The sequence below is a fragment of the Mycoplasma testudinis ATCC 43263 genome (assembly GCF_000687795.1).
Lineage (GTDB): Bacteria > Bacillota_I > Bacilli_A > Mycoplasmatales > Mycoplasmoidaceae > Mycoplasmoides > Mycoplasmoides testudinis.
In genome coordinates this window covers 1-24170 of record NZ_JHXT01000004.1, presented here as the reverse complement: position 1 = coordinate 24170, position 24170 = coordinate 1, and the positions used below count along the sequence as shown (strand labels likewise).

Genomic DNA, 24170 nt, shown 5'->3' with positions numbered 1-24170 from the left:
AATTAAACTATGAAAAAAAATTTAGCAATCACCAGCCGGGCTACTAGTTTTAGCGACTGGTATACAAACATTGTAGAAGCAGCCCAATTAATCCATTATAGCGGCATCAAAGGGTTCATGACCTTTTTACCACGTGGATGGGCAATTTGAGAACAAATTCAAAAATACATGAACCAAAAGTTCAAAACATTAAAAATTCAAAATGTGGCCTTACCGTCATTATTTCCTTATAGCGATTTAATTAAAGAAAAACATCACGTTCAAGGATTTAATCCCGAACTATTTTTAATCAGCCAAAAGGGCGATGAAAAACTTGGTGACCCTTATGTTCTAAGACCAACTTCAGAAGTCGCATTTTGTGAATTGTGAAGTGAAACTTTACAAACATACCAACAGTTACCTTTTTTATACAACCAATGATGTAGTGTTTTTCGGGTTGAAAAAAGTACTCGTCCATTTCTAAGAAATAGTGAGTTTCATTGACAAGAAGTACACTGTGCATTTGCGGATGAACAATCGTGTTTAGAAATGGTCAAAGCAATGAATGATGCTTATTCATGACTTATTAATGAGATCTTAATGATGTATCCGTTAGCTGGTGAAAAAACACCTAACGAAAGATTTGCTGGCGCATTAAACACTTATACATTAGAAACAATAATGCCAGACGGACAAGCTCTTCAATCTAGTACAAGTCACCACTTGGGTCAAAATTTTGCTCAGGCATTTGACATCAAGTTTCAAAATAAAGATAATAAATATAGTCATGTTTACACAATGTCAGCAGGAATCTCTACGAGAATTATTGGTGCTTTAATTATGAGTCACAGCGATGACAACGGGCTTGTATTACCATTCAAAATAGCACCCGAACAAATTGTCATTATTCCTTTACTTGCTGATAAAAATCCAGATATATTGAAAGCTGCTAATCTACTTTATGAACAACTTGTACAACAAGATTACCGGGTAATTATTGATAATACAAACGCTTCTATGGGATCGCGACTAGCAACTCATGAAGTTAATGGAGTTCCGTTTAGTATTGTCATCGGTCCCAACGATTTGAAAACCAAAACATTAACAATTAAAATTCGTAATCAAGCAGAAAAAATTAATGTTGCAATTGATGAATTAAATAAGTGGTTAAAAAATTCAATTCAAACTTATGATCAACAATTATATGAAGCAAGCAAATCAAGAACACAACAAGCTATTGTAAAAATTAGTACATATGAACAATTTGAACAAGCAATAAAAGATAAAAAAGTTGTTCTTGCCCCATGATTTGAAGATCCAGAAGCTGAAGCACAATTAAAAACAAAAACAGGAGCAACAGCAAGATGTATTAACTTAAAATTAAAAGTTAGTGATGAAGACAAATGTTTTTACTCTGGTAAAAAAGCAACTAATTGAGTTTATTTTGCTAGAGCTTATTAATTCCACTACGACATTTAAAAATGACAAACAAGATACGAACTCCGTACGGAGTTCGTATCTTGTTTTCTATATTACTTGTGAATACTAATGATTTGAAGGGCCTTGAGTTGCTCAGGTATTTCCTAAAGCATCATACAAGCGTTTATCGCTCACAAGAATGAAATCACCTGTTTTAGATGGAGTACTTGCGGGTGCTGTTCTAAATGTAGAAGTGGATATTAAGTCGCGAATTGCAAAATTTTGCGTTCCCGGATCCATTGCTTGTTCAGCAACAATTGCTAAGAATGAACTTAGATCTAATCCCAAACGTCCAGGATTATTTGCATCACCAGTAACTGTTCAACTTCCAGTCCCTAAATTTTGAACATCTTTAAAGTTAACTTGATGCATGTATGCCGCTATTCTAGTAACTTTATCAGTTTGATTTAGTGGATCTGACTTAGCATAAGCTGCAGCCCGATCAGTTGTGCTTGCACTAATTGCTACTGGTTGTTTCCTACTTCCGATGTATCCATTAAAGTTGTTAAATACGTCATTGTTTAGACTCTTAATTTGTTGCAAAACATAAGATTTCTTTTCATCAAAATTTAATACATCATTTCCATTACTGTCTTTTTGAAAATATTGTGAAACATCTAAATTAGCCCGATTTGACAAATTAGTTACAATTGGTGATAATTCAGCTTGATTACTAATACCATTAATTAGATTTTCTAAATCTTGTAAACTACCATATTCATATAATGAACCTTGTGATCCTCGGGTCGCATAATTACTATAAATAGCGGTCGAAACATTGGAATCTAAAGAACCAGTACTTGTGCTTAGTGAAAGACCGTTAAAACCATATAAATTAGTTCCAGCAGTTGGAGAAGTGTAATTAAAATAATTGGTTGAATTATTAAAAATATTATTAGATGCTGGGGCAACTGTATCATTATTTCAATTGTTATTAATAGCAGTTGGAGTTGTAGTACTAGACGCACCTAACTCATAGTTATTGTTAGGTGTGAACGTTGAAATCGGATCAACTGCACCACTATTATTTGTGCCAGTTCCTAAAGTATTTGGGTTTGCTGGAACTGTCCAAGTTACTGCCGCTTGTGTTCCTGGTAAAATTTGGGTGCTTAAAATTGCTTTGAAGTTAGCTAAATTATCACGCAATAAATAAGTCATTGTATACAAGAATGTAAAGTAACTCATTGCATCTGCAGAATTTGGTTGCAATCCAATTTGTTTGGCATTTCAAGCAGTTGTAATATTATTGTCTAATTGACTAGCAGATGTATATTGACCATATATGGCTTTGTTATTAAATCCGTTGAACACACTTTGTTGGTAATAAGTACGAATAATGTTTTGCAGTGTTTGTTGATCAATTCCACCAAACGGTTTAATTTCATCAACACCAGTAGAGTTGGTTCCATAAATCGCATTAAAATTAGCATTTCCAAAGAAATAATCATTTTTAATGGAATTGATTGTTTCAGCAGATCCTATTGTACCTTGAATCACTAGATTAATAGCCAAATCATATTCACCCGCACCTTTAGCTGCCTTTAATAAAACATCTTGTGAATATTGAATCGGGCTTAATAATGAAATTTGTAAACTTGCTACTAACGCATCAGCTGCAGCTTCCATTGCTTTGCGTGTGCTTACAACATTATTTTCAAAAATAGCACGAGAGTTACCTTGAGTTGCGGTTGTATTGCCAATTAACTGTAAGTAAAATTCACTAATACCAAAGTAGTCACCATCAGCTTGACGAACATATGGTAATGGTGCTGCAATTCCAATTTTTGCTGGAGTATTGGCCTTAAGTAAATCAATGTATGTTTTACCTCAAGCATCTAGTTTGCTTCGTTCAGTTGCTACTGTACTTTGCATTGCTTGAGCCCGATTATATGCATCTCAAGCATTAACATAAGTTCCTAAATCATCTACCATTATTTGTATGGCTTCTTTAAGTTTTGCATTTGATGGTAAATCTAAAAATGTTGTAGGATCACCAGTGAAACTACCAGTTTTATTTAAAGCATCTTGCAAAATCTTAAATAAGAAAATATCTTGATTGGCATTGAAATAGTTTGACAATTGGGTTTGCAAGTCAAAGGTGTATTTTACATTAGCATTCACGCCATTTGGAAGACTAGCTAAAAAAGCACGGTATTTCAAAAACTGTTCTTGTTTTGCAATATCACGAGTTCCGTTTCCTAAATAAAAACTTCCACCATCAATCGCGATGATATGAACTCCGTCTGTGCTTCTGAACATAATAAATTGGTTGGCATTTGTTCCACCTGTTATCCCATTAGTCGGTTTAACCACGTTATAGATCTTGTAATTTGATGTACCATCTGCAAGTTTACCATAAGCTCCATAAAAGCCAGTGGTCGGAGCATTTGAAACAATGTTATTGTATGATGCATTTGGCGCATATCAAGCACTTGCGGGATCACTAGTTGAATTCGCTCTTAAAAAATTATCCATGATATTATCAGTAGACAAAAGAAACTGCGACCCAATATTATCGTAATTGGCACTATTGGCACTATTTATTCCTGATAATTCCAAATACTGTCGCACAAAAGCTGCTGCAATCGAGACATCATTAGAATTAAACATGTCACTAGCAGTCATTAATAATTTACCACCAGAACCAGAAGATAAGGCGTTAGGAATGTCAATCGTTCCGTCAGCATGAACGTATTTAGATAATCCGCCACTGCCATTTACCATTACGCGGTAAGCATTATTACCCTTTGCATCTAAAGGATCATTTGTATTGTCTTTAAATGCTTGGAATGCGTAAGATGCAGTTAAACTATCTGAACCAATAACATTTTGATTAAATAATGAAGCTAAACCACCAACAGTGGGAGTGTCATTGTTAAAAATTGTTTGAGAAAGTAAATTTGGATTTTCTTGACGCACTCAATAATCAAAAATAGCATTTTGGAATTGGGCAAATGTTTGGTTATTATTTTGCACAGATTGGGCAGCAGTTAAACGGTCTCCGGTATTAAATCCGCCAGCCGTATATTTAATTCGTGCTCAATTAGACTGTGAAGCAGCATTATCTGGATTAAATAAATCGATTGAAGGGCTGGGAACGATGGTATCGCTATTTGTATCTGTAGTTAACCGTAAGTTATTTGTTTGAAAGATGCGCGAAACAAAGTCTGCTAAAATCTTTTGATTTAGTTGGTTTGCCCGCCACGATGCTTCAGTTCCACCAACTGGATCTAATACTTCAGTTTGTAAGTGAACTTGATAATCATTACCAAAACGGTTTTGGTAATCTTTTAATTGACTATCTCATTGGGTATTGATTTGGTCTAAGAAATTATTATAAACACCCCGAACTGCACCATTCGCATTATCTTGGTATCAAGCTGTTAACACATGACCTAAACGATCTTTTAATAATGCAGATAAACCAGCTGATTGTTTTAAACCGTTGGATAAAACAGCACTTAAACTACCATTTTGTGAAGTCGCAAATTGATCGGATGAAGTGTTATTAAATAAGGATTGTAAAGTACTTGCTGAAGGGCCACTACAAGCAGCAGCAAATGCCGCTATTCCTCCAACGGTACTAACAGCAAATAAAGAAGTTCAGACTTTTAGTTTCTTTGTTTTTTTCATAGTTTTAATTGGCTTCATTTTTAAATCCTTCTAATTTAACGCTTTGGCTCATCGCGTAGTTAATGCATCAAGTAATCGTTTGTCCCCAATCGGAATAACTCCTTTTGAGTTATCAGGATTAACGTTTGAACTAATCAAGTCACTAATTGCATTACTTTGTGTTCCGTCATCCATGGCTTGCATTACAATCGCTGCCAAGAATTGATCTAGATTTAATCCTAAGCGGTCTTTATTATTGGCAGGATCATTAAGACTTCATCCGGATGCACCAATATTTTGGATGTCTTGATGATTAATTTGTGTCACAAATGTAGGTAATTGGTGAGTTCCATCTGAGGATCGAATAGCTTGCAACTGGCTAATATCTTGGGTTTTGTTTGTTCCAATGTATCCAGAAAAACGAGTAAATAACGTTTCGGGAACTTTTGTGACATCGCGCAATAATGCATCCACAGCAGTTTTTCGAGCGGCTAGATCATTCGAAGTTGGAACTGAAGAAGTATCAACTTGACCCATTGTTGCTAAAACATTAACGAAGTTAGTTAAAACTGTATTAGATTCAATTCCGTCAACAAAGGCGATGACACTATCGCGAGAATTTCCATAAGGATATAAAACTCCTTGATTTCCAGACTGCGCATAGCCACTAAATAATGGGGTATTCAAATTTGTATCTGCTAAAGTATCACCCGATAATTTAACTCCATTAAAGCCAAAACGATTTGATGTGCCATCAATAGAAGTATATTGATAAGGATTTGCTAGTGTATTTCCTAAATCACCATTTGCAATTGCATTGGGGTGATTTTGCCAGTTGTAACTTGATCCTCATAAATAATTAGGATTATTAGCAAATGTTTGCAGTGGATTATTAGCGGCTGTTAATGTTGCATTCACTGCAAAAGGAACGGTTCACGTAGTTAATGCTGGCGTACCAACTGGAACTCTAAATTGCATAATGTTTTTAAAGTTTTGTAAATTATTTTCTAATAATCACTCTAAGGTATAAATAAAGGTGTAATAGCTGATTGCATCAGCGCTATCATAATTAGCATTTACACCAGTTATATTTTTATTTGCAAAAATGCGATCAATAATTTGATTAAATGAACTCAAAGATTTAGTTGGATCACCAATATCTGGAACCCCAAAACCGCTCTTATCGCCTAAGGCTTGCCACATTGGTTGTGCGTAGTAAGTTCGAATAACATTTGGTAAGTCATTAATAACAGCACTTAAGTCGCCATCTGTGTTAAAAATTGTTGGTTTAAATGTTCCGTAAACTTGACCATTTGGATTTGCTTTGTAATCAAAAAAGTCAGTAAATTTCTTATTGTTGTTAAAGAATGATAACTTAACATTGTTGGTAAGTTCAGTTGAAGTGATAGTAGCGTTAATTGCTAAGTTAATGGCTAATGAGTAAGCACTATTAGTATCACTAGCTAAAAAGACATTTTGGCTAAACTGACTAACTGAATCAGAACGCAAATTAAGAGCTGTTGTTAAATTAGTGACTGCTTGATCTAATGCTGCTTTAGTCTGTTGAACTTGTGTTAAAACAAAACTACGGGTACCTGTTTGACTTAAATTAGCTGGAATTGTTAAAGTAGACTTAGGATCAAAATCTTTTAATAGTTGTAGTTCATAAATTTCTTGAGAAGGATAAGATCCATCAATTGCAGCAGGATCAGGAAGTCTTCCGGCAATTCCGTTTTCTGCAGCCTTATTATCTTTTTCGTTGGTAACGTATTTATTAATCCGATCATTTAATTTAGAACGAATGTTATCAACTGTTGTTGCAACTAAATTCGTAAATCGATTTGCATCAAAAGCATCGACATAAGCAACTATTCTTGAGCCAATACTTTCAAAAGATGTTTTTAAAGAAGCAAAACTAGGTTGATTGATAAAACTACTTGAATCATTAAGCCCAGCTTGTAAAGCTTTAAACAATAAGATGTTGGAGTTTTTGCCATAGAATGTTTGAATTTGGCTAGGAACACTAAAATCATAATTGATTTGAGTATCAACATAATTTAAACTTTTATAGAGGGAACGAAACTTTAAAAAAGCTTCTTGCTTTCCAATATCGCGACCATTAGGGATTAAGTAGTACCTTGCACCATCAACAGCCATAACGTGAACGCCATCTTTCCCTCGGGAAACGATAAATTGATCGCTATTATCTGTTGCACTTGCTTTGGTTCTTGCAAAATCGTAAATAACATTAGTCCCACTTTCAAGACCTTGATAGTTTTGATAAAAGCCATTTGCAACTGTGTTAATTGCGTCAGCAAATAATTTTTGAGAAGCAACCGGACGTTTCAAATAACTTAAATCACTATAAGCAGAAGCTGGAACATTATCCGTACTAGTTGGTTTAGTTCGAATGAAATTATTCATAATATTGCTAGGATCAAAAGTTATTTCTGGGCCAATATTAGCTCCAAGGCTACCGGTTGCTGGTTTGGTATCATAAAGATATTGATTAACATAAGCATCAGTAAATGCAACATCAAAAGATGAATACATATCATCTGCAGTCATTAATAATTTTCCACCAGAGTCATTTGATAATTGTGAAGGAATATCAACTGTAAAATTGTCAATTCCATTATTGGAATTTTTATTTTCAAAATTATAGTATTTATTTAACCCATCACCAGAAACTAATTCCTGGTATGAACTTGCTCGGGATTTTGCTGTATCATTTGGATTTAATGGATTAAAAGTTTGAAACTCATACGAAGCACTTGGGCTTGCTACTAAATCCTTGTTAAAAATACTATTAAAACCAACTGAAGGAGTTTCGCTAGTTAAAACAATCCGTGAAACTAAATTCGGATTATCTTGGCGAACCCATTGATCAAAGACATAGTTTTGAATTTGAGCAAACATTTGATCATTGTTTTGGATTGAATTATTAGTAGTAAAAGGCGTTGATGTCGATTGGTTTGTGAATTGTATGTTACCCCAATTAACGGGATTAATCAAATCGTTTTTTGCTGGCCGAGTAACAATTTGTTTAGTGTCTGGGTTCACATAATTTAAATAACTCTTAGCAAAAACTAAGCTGTTAAAATCACTAATAATATTTTGGTTCAATTGGTTTTGTTTTCAAGATGCTTCAGTTCCTCCTGCAGCATCTAAGACATCGGTTTGGAAGCGAACTTGGTAATTGTTTCGGAATTGATTTCGGTAATTTTGTAATTGACTATCGTATGAACTATTGATTGAATTGTTTCAGTTTTGAATCTTTGAGCGAATGTTGGCATCAGCATTATTGTCGTATCAAGGACGTAAGATTTGTGCTAAAGCATTATTTAAAAAAGCATTAAAACCAGCAGATTGGGTTAATGTTGACGTTGTTAAATCTTGTAAGTTTAAGTTATTGATATCATTCCCAAAAGCATTTCCGGGACGAAATAAAGTTTGTAAAACATTTTCGCTTGGTTGGGCACAACTAGCAGCAATAGCAGCCACTCCACTGATTGTTGATAAACCAAAAAGTGACACATAGAGTTTTAGTTTTTTTATTTTTTTAACTTTAATCATTGAGAACCTTTTGATTTATGTAAAAAAGCACTATCGTGAAATAGTATTAATTTTTAACTATGCATTTATGTCTATATATTATATAACAGAATTAAAAATCACATCTTTTTAATGTGTACAAAAATTTAAGCTGATTGAATTGATCGAACGTCACAAAATGAAAAAAATAAACAAAATTTAATTAAAGATAAAACAGTTATCTAGAATTTAGATAAAAAAAATCACCCTCAAAAAAGGGCGATTAATTTTGATGGATTAGTGTTTTTTAGCTAAGATTCGACGAACGAATTTATAAACAAAGACTCCGATTAATGAAAGTAAACACACGATGGCCACAAAAATAATAGCGTCGCGTTTATTAATTCCCCTCTTAATTGTCGTAATATCTGCTTCACTTACAACTTCTTTTCCATAATAGTTGTTAATAGCTGTTGCGCGGTGGTGGTTTTTAATTAAATTATAAACATGAAAAAGTAAGTATAAACCAAGTACTAATCCCGTCCCAATAATGACATATAACGGTCACCAATCGTTAGTTGCATAAATTTGGATTGCCCCAAATTGATTGATTTGGGTAGCGCTTTGAATCAAGTTATATGCTCACGCAGTGGTTAGAGTGCTAATAATAATTAAGAAACCAACTAAATAAATACCTGCACCAAACCAATTTAAATTTAAGTAACCAGTACGCGTTCGGCGATATATTTTAATGACATTAGCACTCGGAACTCGTTCATAACGGCCAAATTCAATTTGTTGGGACTCAGAACGTAACGACAAGTAATTATTGATACCGTGATAGACTGCATATAAAGCAACTAGAGCTAAAGGAATCATTAATCACAACAAATGCCAACTACGATGGTATGCCGAGATTGACAACACCGTTGCCACAAGTCCACCAACAAATAACAGTAAGATAAACAGTGCTCCTAATAAGCCTTTAAAAGCATACTTTAGTTCTTTTTCATAAAACTTGGGAAAACCTAAGTCGCCTTTAATTTGTTCTTGGTCAAGGTGTTGAACTCTTTTTTGTTTTTGCAGTTGATTTCATTCTTGAACTTCATCAATTTGTTGTTGAGTCGGTAATTGTGCAGGTAAATAGTTTTTTCGCTTCAATTGAATTTGGGCAGTCTTGGCACGAGTGTATGGTAACTCGTCAAAGCTTAATTGAATTGTATTAGTAGCGTAATTCATAACTAGGCCCTCCCGACAAAAAACCCTTCCCTATACGAATTTAGGAAAGGATTTTAAGGTTACGATTGAAGTTAATCGATTGCTAATATTATAGACGATTTTTCTAGCGTCCTAACAAATCTTCGAGTTCATCTGTTAATGATGCTTTAGCATCATAATTATCATTAAATAAGTCATCAGATCCGCTTGAGAAGTTATTATCGTCTGCAAACAAGTCATCTAAGTTAGTTGTTGTACGATCAGGTTTTAATAGTTCAAAATCACTATCTAAGATATCATCCATGAAGTTTAATGAAGATCTTTTGTTAGTAGATAATGGTTTCAAAATATCATCTGCAAAACTTGAACTCTTCTTAAATGATCCAAAACCGTTATCGTCAAATAATGATTTTGTTGGGTTTAACAATTTAGGTTGAGCAAAGTCAAAAATTGGAAGTTCACTATTATAGAAAGCGTTCGAAGAAAAATCACTATAAGCAGTTGAATCGAAAGCATTTAAAGAATCATATGCAGGGTTAGTTAATCCGGTTGGAGCATAAACTGGAGAATTGAATTGAACAAGACTTGTTGGAGTTGGTTTAGCAAAGTTTGTTGGTGCAAAATTGTTTAATCGAGAACGATACTCATCATGCGCTTTAAGCAAATTATAGTAATTTGCTTCAATTTGACTTAAATCCCGATTTGAACCATCTAATCCCGAAACCAAACGTTGGATACGGACAGTATCGTTAGCCAATTTTGTCATTCGCTTATCATACACGTTTTTAAGTTGTGCTAAATTGTTTGTAAGCACTTGTAAACGAGCTTCGTTTTCAGTAATTGTGCTTGATAAATGTTTGTTGTAATCTTGAGCGTGTTGTAGGCTTTCAAAATCTTTTCCAGTGTTATAGTTATTTCCTGGCTTAAAGTCATTAGTGATTGTTCTTAATAGTTCAGATTTTTTAGAACTGATTCGACCTTCATTATCTTTGAATTCAAGACGGAGTTTTTCGTTATCAGCTACAATGGCATCAATTTCCAAACGCAATTCCTTAGATATTGTCTTAAAGACAGTTGTTGCTTCAGATTTCGCTTTCTTCAAGAAATCAAGCATGTGAATCAAAGTTTCTTTGATTTTTTGATCATAAGAACTTGTTCCAAATAAATCGTCTTCAGAAATATCAGTTGGTTCACCAGAAACAATTTCACTGGTTAAAGCTTCTAATTTTTCAGCTGGAGAAACGATTCTAGTTGGTAAATTAGTTTTTGGTTCACTCATTATTGGTTCTGGTTGAATTTCTTCAACTTCAGGTTTTGTTTCAAAGGTTTCAACTGGTTTAATAGGTTCAATTGTTTCCACAACTGGTTCACTAACCGGTTCAACTTCGATAACTTCTCTTTCAACATGATTCAAGGCTTGTTGAGCTTGTTGGTCATCCAAAATAACAACATCGCCATCATACTTAGAATTGCCATAGCGTTCAGCATGTGACTGTGGTTCTTTAATAGGAACAAACACTTCTTCAGGTTTTTCAAATAAAACGTCTTGAATTGTATTTAGGTCTTGTTCAGGACTTGGTTCAACATGTCCAACGACTTCGTCGATGGCACTCACAGATTCAGGTTTAACAACTACAGAAGGAGCAACCCGACTAGAAACAAAGGTTCCATTGTCGTAGAAGAAACCGTCTCAAACTCATTTATTATTTTCACCTACATGTCCATATTCTGGGTTGCCAATATGCAATTCTCAGAAAGCTTTTTTAACTTCAGGACTTTGAGATTCATCATTGCTTTCGACAACAACTGGTGGTTTTTCTTGTTCAATGCTTACATCAGAGTCAACTGTAGTTGCTTTTTCTTGTAAATCAGAATCACTAAAGTCAACTGCTGCAGCTTCTTCTTCAATAACGGTTGTTGTTGGCGCAACGACTTCTGCTTGTTCTGATTCTTCAGGAAGTTGTAAGTATCAAGGTTGTGAAGGTTCTTCAGCTACTTCAACTTTAGTTTCAAATTCAACAGGTTGTTCTTCTTCGACAACTGTATAAATAATTTCTTCAGGTTTTTGAATATCGTCAAATGCAACTTCAGTTTCTGGTTGTTTTTCTTCATCAGATAATTCTAATGCTGGTGATTGTTCATCATGATTATGATCGTGAGAAGGCATTGGGATAAATTCTTCTTCGTGATGGTGATCATGAGAAGGCATTGGAATAAATTCTTCTTCGTGATGGTGATCATGAGAAGGCATTGGAATAAATTCTTCAGTACTTAAATCTTCATGTTTAGTTTCAACTGTATCTTCTTTATCATAAGAACCATGGGCTTGTTCTTCCGGAAGTAAAGGAACGAGGTCTTCTACAACTGGTTTATGTTGGTCAATAACGTAAACACCTTCATTTTGTTCATCCATTCGAACTGGAACAAATTCTTCAACTTCGGGTTTATGTATTTCGTCATGAGATTCATGTGATAAAACAGATTGAACTAATTGCTCATCAACAACTGGAGTTAGTTCTAAACTAGTATCATGAGACGTTGGAGTGCTTGTTGAGTCGTCTGATTTTGTAAATTCAAAATTTTCAGTTGCCACTTCTGGCTCAAAATGAACTGGTTCAATCACTGGTGCTGCAACAGGCTGTTCATTTATAGTAGGCTCAAACGAGGTAATTGTTTGTTCTGACAAGGGTTGTGATGAAACTGAATCTGGTTCGCTAACTGAAGAAACAATAGGTTCAGGCTGTTCTGTAATTAATGGTTGTGGTTGAATAATTTCTGGCTGCGAAGCAACAACTGCAGCTGGTTCTTGATAAACTGGAGTTTCTACTACTGGAGCAACTTCTGGTTGTGAAGCAACAACTGGAGCTGGTTCTTGATAAAGTGGAGTTTCCAATGCTGGAGCAACTTCTGGTTGTGAAGCAAAAACTGGAGTTGGTTCTTGATAAACTGGAGCTTCAACAACTAAAGCTGGTTCTTCGTGAACTGGAGTTTCTACTACTGGAGCAACTTCTGGTTGCAAAGCAACAACTGGAGTTGGTTCTTGATGAACTGGAGTCTCTAATGCTGGAGCAACTTCTGGTTGTGAAACAACAACTGGAGTTGGTTCTTGATGAACTGGAGTTTCTAATGGTGGAGCAACTTCTGGTTGCGAAGCAATAACTGGAGTTGGTTCTTGATAAACTGGAGCTTCAGCAACTACTGGAGCTGGTTCTTCATGAACTGGAACAGTTTCTGGTTCAACAGTTTCTAAAGTTGGTGCTTCAGCAACAACTGGAGCAACCGGTTCTGGATTAACCCCAACTGGTGCTTCGTACGTAACTTGTGGAACTTCTTCATACACAGGTTCAGCTACTGGTTCAGCTGCTACTTCTTGAGGAACTTCATATGCGGTTTCTGGAGTTGCAGGAACTTCTTCAACAACAGGTTCAACTGCAGCTGCTGGTTCTTCACCAAAAAAATGAAAGGGGTTACCTTGTTCGTCATAAAGCAAGGAAATATCATAAACATCACCACTTCAAGGATCTTGGTAGTCACCTGTATCGTAGTTATACGAAATGTAATAACCATTTCCTTCTGCATCATACGCAATTTGGATGGAACCATCCTCTGGTAATTGAAATTCTTCTTCTTGTTCAACTGCGTTTGGATCTACTGGTTCAGATCCATCTCACAGATTACCAAATACCGCTTCGTTAGCGCTAGGGTCTTCGTTACCTTGTAAAGAATCGATTTCAGTATCTTCTACTGCGGGGTTATTCAAATGAGCCACCTTGTTTACCAACCTTGAAAATTTTTGCATCGACCTAATCTGATTGAATAAAAAACATGTTTAAAAAGCGTGTGTTTCAATACTAAAACCGGATTAAGCCTATAGATTAATATATACATTATACATTTACTAAAAAACATAAGCACACCAAGTTATGTTGAAAAATGCCAAAAAAAGCCAAATATTAACCTTAAATGGAGACATCAAAAATTAAAAATTGCCTTTTTTTTAAAAATTCTGGGCAATTTTTAAGATTTAAAACAAATTAGAAATAAACCAACAAAGGACCTAACCTACAGATCCGGTCATGTCCATGGCTATTAAACGATTTAATTCCACAGCATATTCCATTGGTAATTCCTTAGAGAAAGGTTCAATAAACCCTAAGACAATTAAATTTTCGGCCACATCTTTAGGAATTCCTCGACTCATCATGTAAAACAATTGTTCTTCACTAATATTTGAAACCTTAGCTTCATGTTCTAATTGTGACTCTTTGTTTCCGATAATTTCTGTTGGTAAAGTATCGGTCCGAGAAATCTTATCCATTAAAAGCGTATCGCATTCAACTTTACTTGATGAATCCAATGCTTTTGGACCAATTTTAACAAAGCCGCGATAAATCGTGTTTCCACCATTAAACGATACGGACTTGGAAATAATTTTTGAACGGGTATGCGGTGCTAAATGAATCATCTTAGCGCCCGCATCTTGAGTTATTCCTTTATTTGCAACTGCAATCGAAATACAATCAGCACTTGCATATTCTCCCGCCAAGATAGTTGACGGATATTTCATATTAATCCGTGCTCCAATATTTCCGTCAATTCAAGACATCTTTGCACCTTCATAAGCAATTGAGCGTTTAGTCACTAAATTAAGGACATTATCAGACCAATTTTGAATAGTGGTATAACGCACAGTAGAATTTTTATGGCAAAAAACTTCCACCACTGCGCAATGTAAATTATCCGAACTATAAACAGGCGCAGTACATCCTTCAACATAATGGCATTTAGCGCCTTCGTCCACAACAATTATCGTTCTTTCAAACTGAGCTACTTTTTCTCCATTAATCCTAAAATAAGCTTGTAATGGTTTCTTGATTTCAACATTTTTAGGAACGTAAATAAATGAACCACCAGATCAGAATACTCCATTTAAAGCAGCAAATTTGTTATCGGTGTTTGGAACAATAGAAGCAAAGTATTTTTTAAAAATTTCTGGATATCTTTTTAAACCATCATCAGTGTCTGTAAATATAACGCCAACAGCTGCTAATTCTTTTTGAATATTATGATAAACCATTTCTGAATCGTATTGGGTTGATGCGCCATTTAAAAATTTAGCTTCAGCTTCAGGGATTCCAAGCTTAGCGAACGTGTTTTTGATTTTAGTTGGAATCTTTTCTCAAATATTGGTAGATTCGTTTGCTGGACGTGAAAACATGACACTTTGGTTATAATCAATAAATGACAAATCAGGTCCAAAAGACGGGTTTGGTTTTTCATTAAAAATAGCTAAAGATTCAAGCCGATATTGAAGCATTCACTCAGGTTCATTTTTTGCTTTAGAAATTGCTTTAACAACTTCGGGAGAAATACCTTTTTTGGTTTTGAAAACAGAAACATCTCCGTCACTAAAACCATATTGGTATTTTTTATTTAAGATCTTTCGTGAAATTCCCATAATTTATTCCTTTAAAAATTTAATTATTGCCTTACAACTAATACTGCCACAATTGATTCTTCCTGGTTGTAAATGAAGTTTATCAAAAACCCAAAAAGATTCATCTAAATTTTTCAACTTGTCGTGATTATCTTCTGTAACTAAACTAAAAAACTGAGTCAATGTTAATAAAGATTGTTTCAAAGTTTTGTTTATTACGTAATCGCAAATAGTTTCGTTTGCTGCAATTGAAATAACACATCCCTCGCCAAAATATCTCACATCTTTGATAATCTCTTTTTCAACCTTTAAATAAAATTCAAAATTATCCATGCAAGAAGTCGATGCTGCTTTTATTTGTTGATAATTAGCGGCAATTTTTTTAACTTCTTGTTCAGAAATTTTATGTCGTGGATTCTCGTATTTTTCAATAATCATCATCCGCTTCAAATCTTCATTTTTAGATCAACCCGACAAGACTATCACCAACCTTAAATTCGCGTAATGCTTTAACTAATTTATCAACTTCTTTTTTGGTGTTATAAAACATCATCGAAACCCGAACATAACCTTGAGGAGACTCACTTCTTTTTCTTGCTAAATAAACACAAGATGTGCCACCACGAACAATAATTTTTTTAGTTCCCAAATAATAAGCCAAATCTTGGGGGCTAACATTTTTGTAATTAAAAACAACAGTCGGGTTTTCAACTTGGGCATCCAATAAATTAATTCCTTTAATGGTGCGAAGTTTTTTAACCAAATAGTTTTTTAATTCATTTTCAATTCGATGAATTTCACGATATGAAATACTGTTAATAAATTCTACAGCTGCACCTCACCCAAAAATACCAGCAACGTTTGGGGTTCCCGCTTCAAATCCCGTAGGTCCTTCAACTAAATCAATTTCTCCAGTATTAACATCAAAACTTCGATAGGTGCCTCCCCCATAAATTAGTGGGTTCATTTTTGACTGGATGTTTTCTTTTAAATAAACTACACCTAAACCGGTTGGTCCAAAAACTTTATGCGTTGAAAATGCCAAAAAATCAATATATCCTTTTTTTAAATTAATTTTGTTGTGTTGAACAGATTGAGTTGCATCAACACAAACAAAACATTTTGGATTTTTGACTTTAATTTTTCTTGCTAATTCCATAGCATCTATTGCTGTTCCAAATAAGTTTGATGCACTAGTAAAACTAACCACGCGTGTCTTTTTAGAAACAGCTTTTAAAATTTGTTGCTCAAATTCTAAATGTTCGCCTTGTTTCACGGATATAAATTTGGTGTTTGTGATTTTAGCAACACGTAATCAAGGAAGCAAATTCGAAGCATGTTCATATTCAGGTACCAAAATTTCATCTCCGGGTTGAAGCAAAGGAATAATTCCAAAAGCCACCTGATTAAGTCCTTGAGTCGATCCTGGTGTAAAAATAATTTCATTTGCCTTACAAGATAATAAGTCTGCAGTCATTTGACGAATTTCTTTGATTTTTTTTCCAACATGACTAGTATAAGAAGTTGTGTCATTATGAGGATTATACGTATCGTTTTGATAATAATCATTAATTGCTTTGAGAACGGATTTTGGTTTTAAACTAGTTGCTCCATTATCAAAATAAATTAAGTCTGAATGATTATCAAATCAAGCAAAATGCTTACGAATTTGTGAAGGTGTCATTTTTAATTATCCTTAAATAATTTTTGAATTTTTTGATGATATTGATCTAACAATTCATCATCTTTAATAGCTACTAGCGTAGTGTTAAAATAGCCGATCAAAATTAATTGAGTTGCTAAGGCTTTTGTGAGCCCTCTAGACATCAAATAAAAGATTTGATTAGGGTTTATTCGACCAATAGCCATTGCGTGAATTGCTTTCACATTGTTGTCATCAATAATTAACTGTGGTTCACCATGAATTTGAGCATCATTCGATAGTAAAACGCCTTTAATTTGTTGAGCAGTATTATTGTGGTTAGTTTTTGGTTTAATATCACTAGTAATTTGAATTTTAGTATCCGCTTTTTTAGCAGCTACTACATAGCATTGAAAACTACTAGTTCCATCGTCTTGAAGATGGTCAATTTTAACATTATAATGCTTACTTTGATTGTTTGTAGCGAAACTAGAAACAATAATTTTAGCCTCTGATTTTTTTCCTAATTTAATAACCGCATTTAGCTTTGTATTAGCATCATATAAATCAAGAATATTAATAGCTGTTTTAAGACCATCAGGGACAATGAATTCAAGATTGTTTTTAGTCTTTTTTATTTCTAAAAAAACACTTTCTTGATGAATTTCATTAATCTTCTTTAGCATACATTTTTCCTAATGAATCTTCCAAAATAAATCCGTCATGTTCTTCTTGTTTATTTTCTTTAAATTCGATCTTAAATTCTTTTCGTAATCAGTCATATCCTTGGCTATCGATTTTCTTAGCAAGACTGTAATCACCTGTAGTAATAATAGTCCCATTAACAATAACAAATACCTTATTAGGTTTGATTAAATGAAACATTCTTTCGTAGTGGGACACAATGATCAAAGTTCGTTCTTTAGGTTTTTCTGCCTTTCACGAAACTAATTGTTGAGTAATTATTTTTAAAGCATCCACATCTAATCCAGAGTCGATTTCATCAAGCATTGCAAATTCAGGATTGATAATTTTTAGTTGGAGAATCTCATTTTTCTTTTTTTCACCACCAGAAAATCCCTCATTAACAGCTCGCTGTAATAACTCCGGAGACATTTTTAAGTCACGTAAAGCTTTCTGAACACGTTTAAACAATTCTGGTAAAGCAATAGGTTTTGGTAATCGAGCATTAACTGCAGCTTTAAAAAAATCCAAATTCATAACGCCCGGAATTTCTTCAGGAGCTTGTGAAGCTAAATAAAGACCTAAACGCGCTCTAGCGTCTGTTTCCATTTTGTTTAAAAGTCGGTTTTTAAACTTAATTTGGCCGCGGCTAATAGTTGTGCTGTAATGGCCCATAATGGTTTTTAAAAGAGTGGATTTTCCGTGTCCATTCGGACCCATAATAGCAACTGTATCGCCACTTTCAATGATGGCATTTACTTTAGTAAGAATTTGCTTTTTATTAATTTTTACAGTAAGATCTTTAATTTCTAATCGTGACATAGCAGCCCCTTATTTTCTCAATAAGATAAATTATAACAACAGTTAAAAAATAATCGCTGTTTTTAATCGTAAAATAACCAAAATCGAAAATTAATCTAATTGATCAAGGAAGAAAGATAAGAATGTTTATACGTTTAAAAAACCAATCTATTAATTGTTTTTGATAACAAGTATTTAATAAAAAATGTGCATGAAATAATTATTTTCAAATTATTAATTTAGTTTATTATGAATATTTCATAAATAAAACTGAATCGAAGAATATTTAAAATGCGTACTTCAACAACTTCAACGGATCTGACTTTCTGTAATACAACTGATATTATTCCAAACAAAACAGCTTATGGATTACTACGGCTGATAATGATTTTATTTAGTGTGTTGTCAATTGTATTGGGCAATTTTGAAGCCGATTACAATCCAGCTTTAAAAACCTTTCTTAATTTCTTAGAATTCGGTGGAACTAGTATTGGTTTATCTGTATTAATGATTACATTCGGATATAGTTGGTGCTCGCTGCAAGACAACCAACGGTATCGGTGAAAAACTTGGATGAAAAGCAATTTAGGTTTTTTTAAAACTTATTATTTTTACGCTATTTTAATGATTATTGTTGCTTGGATTGCACTTGGGATTTTAAAAAGCCGGAATGATCCTTTGTTGTTCCAAGGCTTTGTTCAGTCCTCTGGATTTGCTGGATTATCCCAAAATCCTGCTGCAAATTCAAATGGAATTAATTTCTTAAATTTTGGATATCCCAAAAACGTTAACGGATGATTTGGAACGGTAGTGTTATTTAGTTTAATTCCAACCCAAAACTTTTTCATTACTGGAACAGTTGTTTTAACTACCACCTTTTGATTTACGTTTATTGCTCCTTTTATTTTTAAATGACTAGCAAAAGCCTCTTTAAAAACCAATACAATTTTTTTAACTATCGTAATTTTTATTGCCTTGTTTTTTACTTACTGAAATAATACATTTTTATTTGGGGGAACTGAATTACAAAACAAAGTACCTGGATTTAATTACGTCACTACATTTACTAAATGAGAACCAGTTGTTGCTCATTTTATTTTAGGGTTTTATATCAGAAAATACTTAAAGCTAGTTTCTTGAAAAATTACACTGTCTTGATTCATTGGCCTATCTTTTTTCTTCTTTGTTGCCGAAACTGCTTTAGATCAAGGCTTAGCGGCTAGTTCAACACATTTACAAAATAATTTTGACTTCTTTTATTTATCTGCTAATAATTTCAGTTCAATCCCAAGCTTAATAATGTCTGTTTTAATACTTTATGCTTTTCTTGCTTTACCACAAAGAAAAAATTCAATTTTCAATAACTTTCGATTTCAAAAGTATGTTGAATTTAGTAATACTTTAATTGTTGATCAACTTGCACTATCTAGTGTTATGTCGCGGATGTTTTTAGGAGTTGTTATCTTACATTTTGGAGCTGGTTATGATATTTTATTCATCAATAATCAAGTTATAAGTATAAAGGGAACTATTAATGGTGTTTCTGTTGTGAATTTTATTGCGTTTTACGGTTGAATCATTTACGTTTGACATTTTGTCATTTTTGCAATCCAATATCTTTTATCTTTAGTTAAAACTAAATTTTATTTAGCAATCGAAAAAATCGCGATAAAAATCAAGAATCATAAACAGCAAATTTCAAAATACGTTTAACTTTGACAAGTTTGTAAAGCTTAAATGTTAATTAATTTTGCCGAACTAATGGATACACAGAAGCAACAAGATCAAATTAAAATTTTTACTGATACGAAATACTTTTATCAATCAGTAAACTTGAGTTAATTATAATTGCTCCACATTGATTCGAAAAAATCATTTACTAACTAGACTTCATAAAAGAAATAGGTGGTAGAGGCAAATTCTGATAGTCAGAATCTTTACACACCTATTTCTTTTACGAATCCAATTACTACATTTTTATCTTTTGGGACTATGCATTATTACTTGTATTCAAGATATTATGAAATTAAATATTTTGAGTTATTAAATTTGTTAGAGTTCTTATCTAAAATGTTCAAATTATATATTAACAATCATATATTAAAAATTATTCAAATGATATATTAGAAATTATGCAAATGATATATTAGGAATTATGCAAATGATATATTAGGAATTATGCAAATGATATACTAATAGTCTTGTAAATGATATCTTATTTATTCTTAAAATTGTTTTATAAAGTTTATTTTTCTATATAATTTTACAGGTTTAAACAATGAAAAAAATATATTTTGACAGACTTATTGAATCTCAAATCAAAAAAAATCTAGAAGTTATGGGTGCTGTTCATATTACAGGTCCTAAGTTTTGCGGAAAAACAACAACAAGTATGCAATTCCAAAATAGTTATATTAATCTAGCTAATTACGAAAATATGCAAATTTCGCAAATCGATAGCGCAAGTATTTTAAAAGGTGAGAACCCTAGACTCATAGATGAATGACAAGTGTTTCCTCATCTCTGAGATTTAATCCGGAATGAGATTGATAAGAGATCATTACCAGGACTATTTATTTTAAGTGGTAGTTCTACGCCAGCAGATATTTCCCAAATTTATCATTCGGGAGCAGGAAGAATCGTAAGTATCAAGATGCGACCGATGTCCCTGTATGAATCCGGAGAGTCAGCTGGCAAAATTTCTTTATCAAATTTATTCAATAATGAAGACAGCCAGATCTTTTTCATTGATAACAAAGAATCCAGTTTAGAGAATATTGCCTACTATATCTGTCGTGGTGGTTGACCTTATTCTGTTATTCAAAATGATTATAAAAAAAGTCTTCAATCTACAAAAAATTATATTGACCAGGTAATTAAATTTGATTTTTTAAATGAAAAACGATTTCGAAAAATAAATAAAACGCTGCTAAAAATCTTATTAGAAAGTTTTGCAAGAAACATTTCTACTCCAGTTTCCATAAAAACAATTTTAGAAGACGTTTCTAGCGAAATTGAATATGAAATATCATTACAATCAATCAGTAAATATAGCAAGATTTTGTATGACAATTTTTTTCTTGAAGATTTAGAACCATGAAATCCTAATTATCGTTCTTCGATTCGAATTAGAAGCACTCCAGTTAGACATTTTGTTGATCCTTCAATTGCATGCCACTTTTTAAAACTATCACCAAAAAATCTTTTAAATGATATTAAAACTTTTGAATTAATATTTGAAGATTTTGCAGTTCGAGATTTAAGAATTTATGCAGAAAGCATTGACGGATCACTCAGCCATTATCGCGAAAGCAATGGATTAGAATGTGATGCTGTAATCAATTTAAATGATGGCAGATATGGTCTAATTGAAATTAAATTAGGTGGGACAGCAGCAATTGAAAAAGGAGCTAAATCTTTACTTAAGGTTAAACAAAGAATGATTGATCACAAAAAAAGACTGCCTTCTTTTTTGATGATTTTAACATCAACCGGAATCGCATATACGAGAAAAGATGGGATATTAGTAGTTCCAATCAATCTTTTAAAGCCTTAAATCGAATCTTTTATAATCCATATTTATTAGGTGCATATTCTAGTTAAAATTATTTATTTACTAATGTTGAAGGTTGAAATCTTTTCATCTCTTAAAATTTTTGCTAGTTCCAAACGAGCATTAGATCTTCCTGATGGTAAAACATTAGATTTAGAATATGGATCTAGCCCAACAAAACTATTTATCAAGGTATGATCAGTTCCACCAATTGGTCCAAAAGCAAATAAGATTCCGAAATTATTGAAGTTAGCATCAATCACCATCGAACCTGAATTACCCGGATTGGCCGAATCACCAGATTGGATAAAAGTTGAAACCCCATAAGATGTTGACATTCACAAACCAACATCTTTATTTGATACTACTGGATCAGTTGGAAACTGATGGTAGTTGTGATTGTATTTTCCGCCATAAGAATAAGGTTCGTAATATTCATTTCATAGCGCCGGATCGTATTTGATGTAATATGCTTGCAGAACATTTCCAGTTCCTGAATCAGAATATCCAGGGTCCATTGAAAAAGCACTTGTGTTATTAGCAACCCGATATGAGAAGATCCGATTGACCCCATTGGTCGAGTCTGTTGCTGGATAACCAGCAACATAAGTAGTAGTTCGATCATCCGTTCTTGGAGTCGCGCTAACAGCGCCAGCAAACCATTTTTGTTGTTCGGGACTTTTTTCATGTAAAACATCATATAGGGGTTTTCAATCACGAGCCAAATCGGTGGCATTAAATGTCATTTTCATAAACGCTAAATCTGCACCCATTAAATGATTGGTATACATGTCTTGTTGTGTTTCTCTTCTTAAACCAGGACCGCCAATCAAATTACCTTGAGCCGAGGATGAAGCACCACGGTAAATATGACCAATTGTTTCGGTTGGAGCATAAATAATGCTATCTAAGAATTTTTGACGCGATTGAATTAATCAACTTGGTTGATCTGGTGTAAAATTGAAATCATTAATGTTGTAAGTTTGTCGCATTGCGGTTTTGGATTTTCATTCAGTAATGCCTTTATAATAATCAACATTAATATTGGTAACTGGATTTCATGCAGTATCATCACCATATAAAATTTGATTTTGATATTTATAGCCTGCTTGTTCTGCGGGCGTAACTTTACCAGCTGCTCGAACATCGCTTGAAGGAACATTACTGACATTCGTATAATCATCATTTTGAGGACTAAAACGTTGCCATACAAAATCATCAAAACCAGAATTTGCTAACCAGCTTTTTTCTTTATTTAGAGCATTTTGGACTTTAGTTTGATTTTGAGGAATAAATTTGTTTTTCCAATCATTTCAATTATTAATCAGACCTTGTTTATCTGAATCAGAAGCACCAGGAATCGTTTGGTACATCTGTTCGAAATTACTTGGTGTTAAAGTGGTTTGGCCATGATAATACTGCCTGTTTAAGCCTTGCAATCAAAGAGTGGCTCAAACATTAAAATCAATATATTGTTGAACATCAGGGAATGCATTATTGTGTGTTCCATAAGCAATAGGGTTAGCTCCAGCCCGGTCAGCAATATTAGCAACGTGCTTATTTGTTGCCATAATAAATGAATATTCATTTTGCGGTGTATCTGGATGGGCTTGTTCTTCTGGTGTATTAAAGATACGATCAACAATTCAAGCCGTACCACCTGAAGTAAACTTAGGAAGTGAAAAGTTGCGGCCACTTTGGTCATTACTTACAAAATAGGTGTTTCAAAAAAAGGGGCTATTTTTGCTCGAAGCTACTGAAGGATCGGTATTTCATATATTTACATTTCTTTTAATAATATCGTAATGCGCTTTTCAATTATTATCACTAAAGCCTGCATAAGATCATTGTAAAGAAATTGTGCGGTCAGCAATTTTCTTAATGAAATCTGATTTCATAAAAAAAATAGGTGGTAGAGGAAAATTCTGGCAATCAGAATTACTCAATCACCTATTTTTTGACGTTTAAGGTACAAAAAGTACACAAAAAAATCCCTTGATTGTTGCCAATCAAAGGAATTTGTACTATCATTAATTTGTTCAAAAAAAATGAAAGGTTAGTACGATGCAATTTTACATTTTTAAAAAATATCTTAATAATAAATCAATCCTGAAATTTAAAGAAGACGCAAACGAACTTATTAGCGACTTTATAAATCTCGATGAATTCAATATAACTAAAATTCAAAACGAAGATCAAGGACCTGCTAATTTAACAAATTTACAAATAAG

At 33.3% G+C, this 24170-nt stretch carries 13 protein-coding genes; 3 read left to right on the top strand and 10 right to left on the bottom strand.

The genetic code is table 4. The annotated features are described in order from the left end of the window. Nucleotides 1-9 precede the first annotated feature (9 nt). Nucleotides 10-1440 carry a proline--tRNA ligase gene (gene proS, locus T384_RS0101425; RefSeq protein ID WP_027119538.1) on the top strand — a complete coding sequence of 477 codons (1431 nt, stop codon included), beginning with the start codon at nucleotides 10-12 and terminating at the stop codon, nucleotides 1438-1440. Between the two features lie 84 nt (nucleotides 1441-1524). Here proS and T384_RS0101420 read toward each other — a convergent pair whose 3' ends face one another. The 9 genes from T384_RS0101420 to sufC form a co-directional block, all read right to left on the bottom strand. Continuing rightward, nucleotides 1525-5109, bottom strand: coding sequence for a DUF3713 domain-containing protein (locus T384_RS0101420; protein WP_027119537.1), 3585 nt, complete (start codon nucleotides 5107-5109; stop codon nucleotides 1525-1527). A gap of 12 nt (nucleotides 5110-5121) precedes the next feature. Further along, nucleotides 5122-8646 carry a DUF3713 domain-containing protein gene (locus tag T384_RS0101415; protein ID WP_027119536.1) on the bottom strand — a complete coding sequence of 1175 codons (3525 nt, stop codon included), beginning with the start codon at nucleotides 8644-8646 and terminating at the stop codon, nucleotides 5122-5124. Between the two features lie 255 nt (nucleotides 8647-8901). Beyond that, nucleotides 8902-9843, bottom strand: a complete 942-nt coding sequence (locus T384_RS0101410) for an MSC_0882 family membrane protein (RefSeq protein WP_027119535.1) — start codon at nucleotides 9841-9843, stop codon at nucleotides 8902-8904. Between the two features lie 103 nt (nucleotides 9844-9946). After that, the gene (locus T384_RS0101405) at nucleotides 9947-13582 is read right to left on the bottom strand and encodes a hypothetical protein (protein ID WP_027119534.1); all 3636 of its coding nucleotides are present in this window, start codon (nucleotides 13580-13582) and stop codon (nucleotides 9947-9949) included. 297 nt (nucleotides 13583-13879) lie between these two features. Further along, nucleotides 13880-15280 carry a Fe-S cluster assembly protein SufB gene (gene sufB / locus T384_RS0101400; protein ID WP_027119533.1) on the bottom strand — a complete coding sequence of 467 codons (1401 nt, stop codon included), beginning with the start codon at nucleotides 15278-15280 and terminating at the stop codon, nucleotides 13880-13882. Between the two features lie 3 nt (nucleotides 15281-15283). Then, nucleotides 15284-15736, bottom strand: coding sequence for an iron-sulfur cluster assembly scaffold protein (locus tag T384_RS0101395; RefSeq protein WP_027119532.1), 453 nt, complete (start codon nucleotides 15734-15736; stop codon nucleotides 15284-15286). Further along, the gene (locus T384_RS0101390; protein WP_027119531.1) at nucleotides 15720-16943 is read right to left on the bottom strand and encodes an aminotransferase class V-fold PLP-dependent enzyme; all 1224 of its coding nucleotides are present in this window, start codon (nucleotides 16941-16943) and stop codon (nucleotides 15720-15722) included. Before T384_RS0101390 ends, T384_RS0101395 begins: the two co-directional genes overlap by 17 nt. Before the next feature lie 2 nt (nucleotides 16944-16945). Further along, nucleotides 16946-17587 carry a SufD family Fe-S cluster assembly protein gene (locus T384_RS0101385; RefSeq protein ID WP_027119530.1) on the bottom strand — a complete coding sequence of 214 codons (642 nt, stop codon included), beginning with the start codon at nucleotides 17585-17587 and terminating at the stop codon, nucleotides 16946-16948. Further along, nucleotides 17571-18407, bottom strand: coding sequence for a Fe-S cluster assembly ATPase SufC (sufC, locus tag T384_RS0101380; RefSeq protein WP_027119529.1), 837 nt, complete (start codon nucleotides 18405-18407; stop codon nucleotides 17571-17573). Before sufC ends, T384_RS0101385 begins: the two co-directional genes overlap by 17 nt. Nucleotides 18408-18677: 270 nt before the next feature. On the opposite strand from sufC, the gene T384_RS0101375 reads away from it, so the two are divergent. Together T384_RS0101375 and T384_RS07450 are read left to right on the top strand one after the other, a co-directional pair. Further along, a complete protein-coding gene (locus T384_RS0101375; RefSeq protein ID WP_027119528.1) occupies nucleotides 18678-20099 on the top strand; it encodes a hypothetical protein in 1422 nt (473 codons plus the stop codon). A gap of 565 nt (nucleotides 20100-20664) precedes the next feature. Next, nucleotides 20665-21942 (top strand): ATP-binding protein, encoded by a 1278-nt coding sequence (locus T384_RS07450; RefSeq protein ID WP_027119527.1) that lies wholly within the window; start codon nucleotides 20665-20667, stop codon nucleotides 21940-21942. Between the two features lie 53 nt (nucleotides 21943-21995). Here T384_RS07450 and T384_RS0101365 read toward each other — a convergent pair whose 3' ends face one another. After that, on the bottom strand, nucleotides 21996-23837 hold the full coding sequence (locus T384_RS0101365) for a hypothetical protein (RefSeq protein WP_027119526.1): 1842 nt from the start codon (nucleotides 23835-23837) through the stop codon (nucleotides 21996-21998). Between the last annotated feature and the right edge of the window lie 333 nt (nucleotides 23838-24170).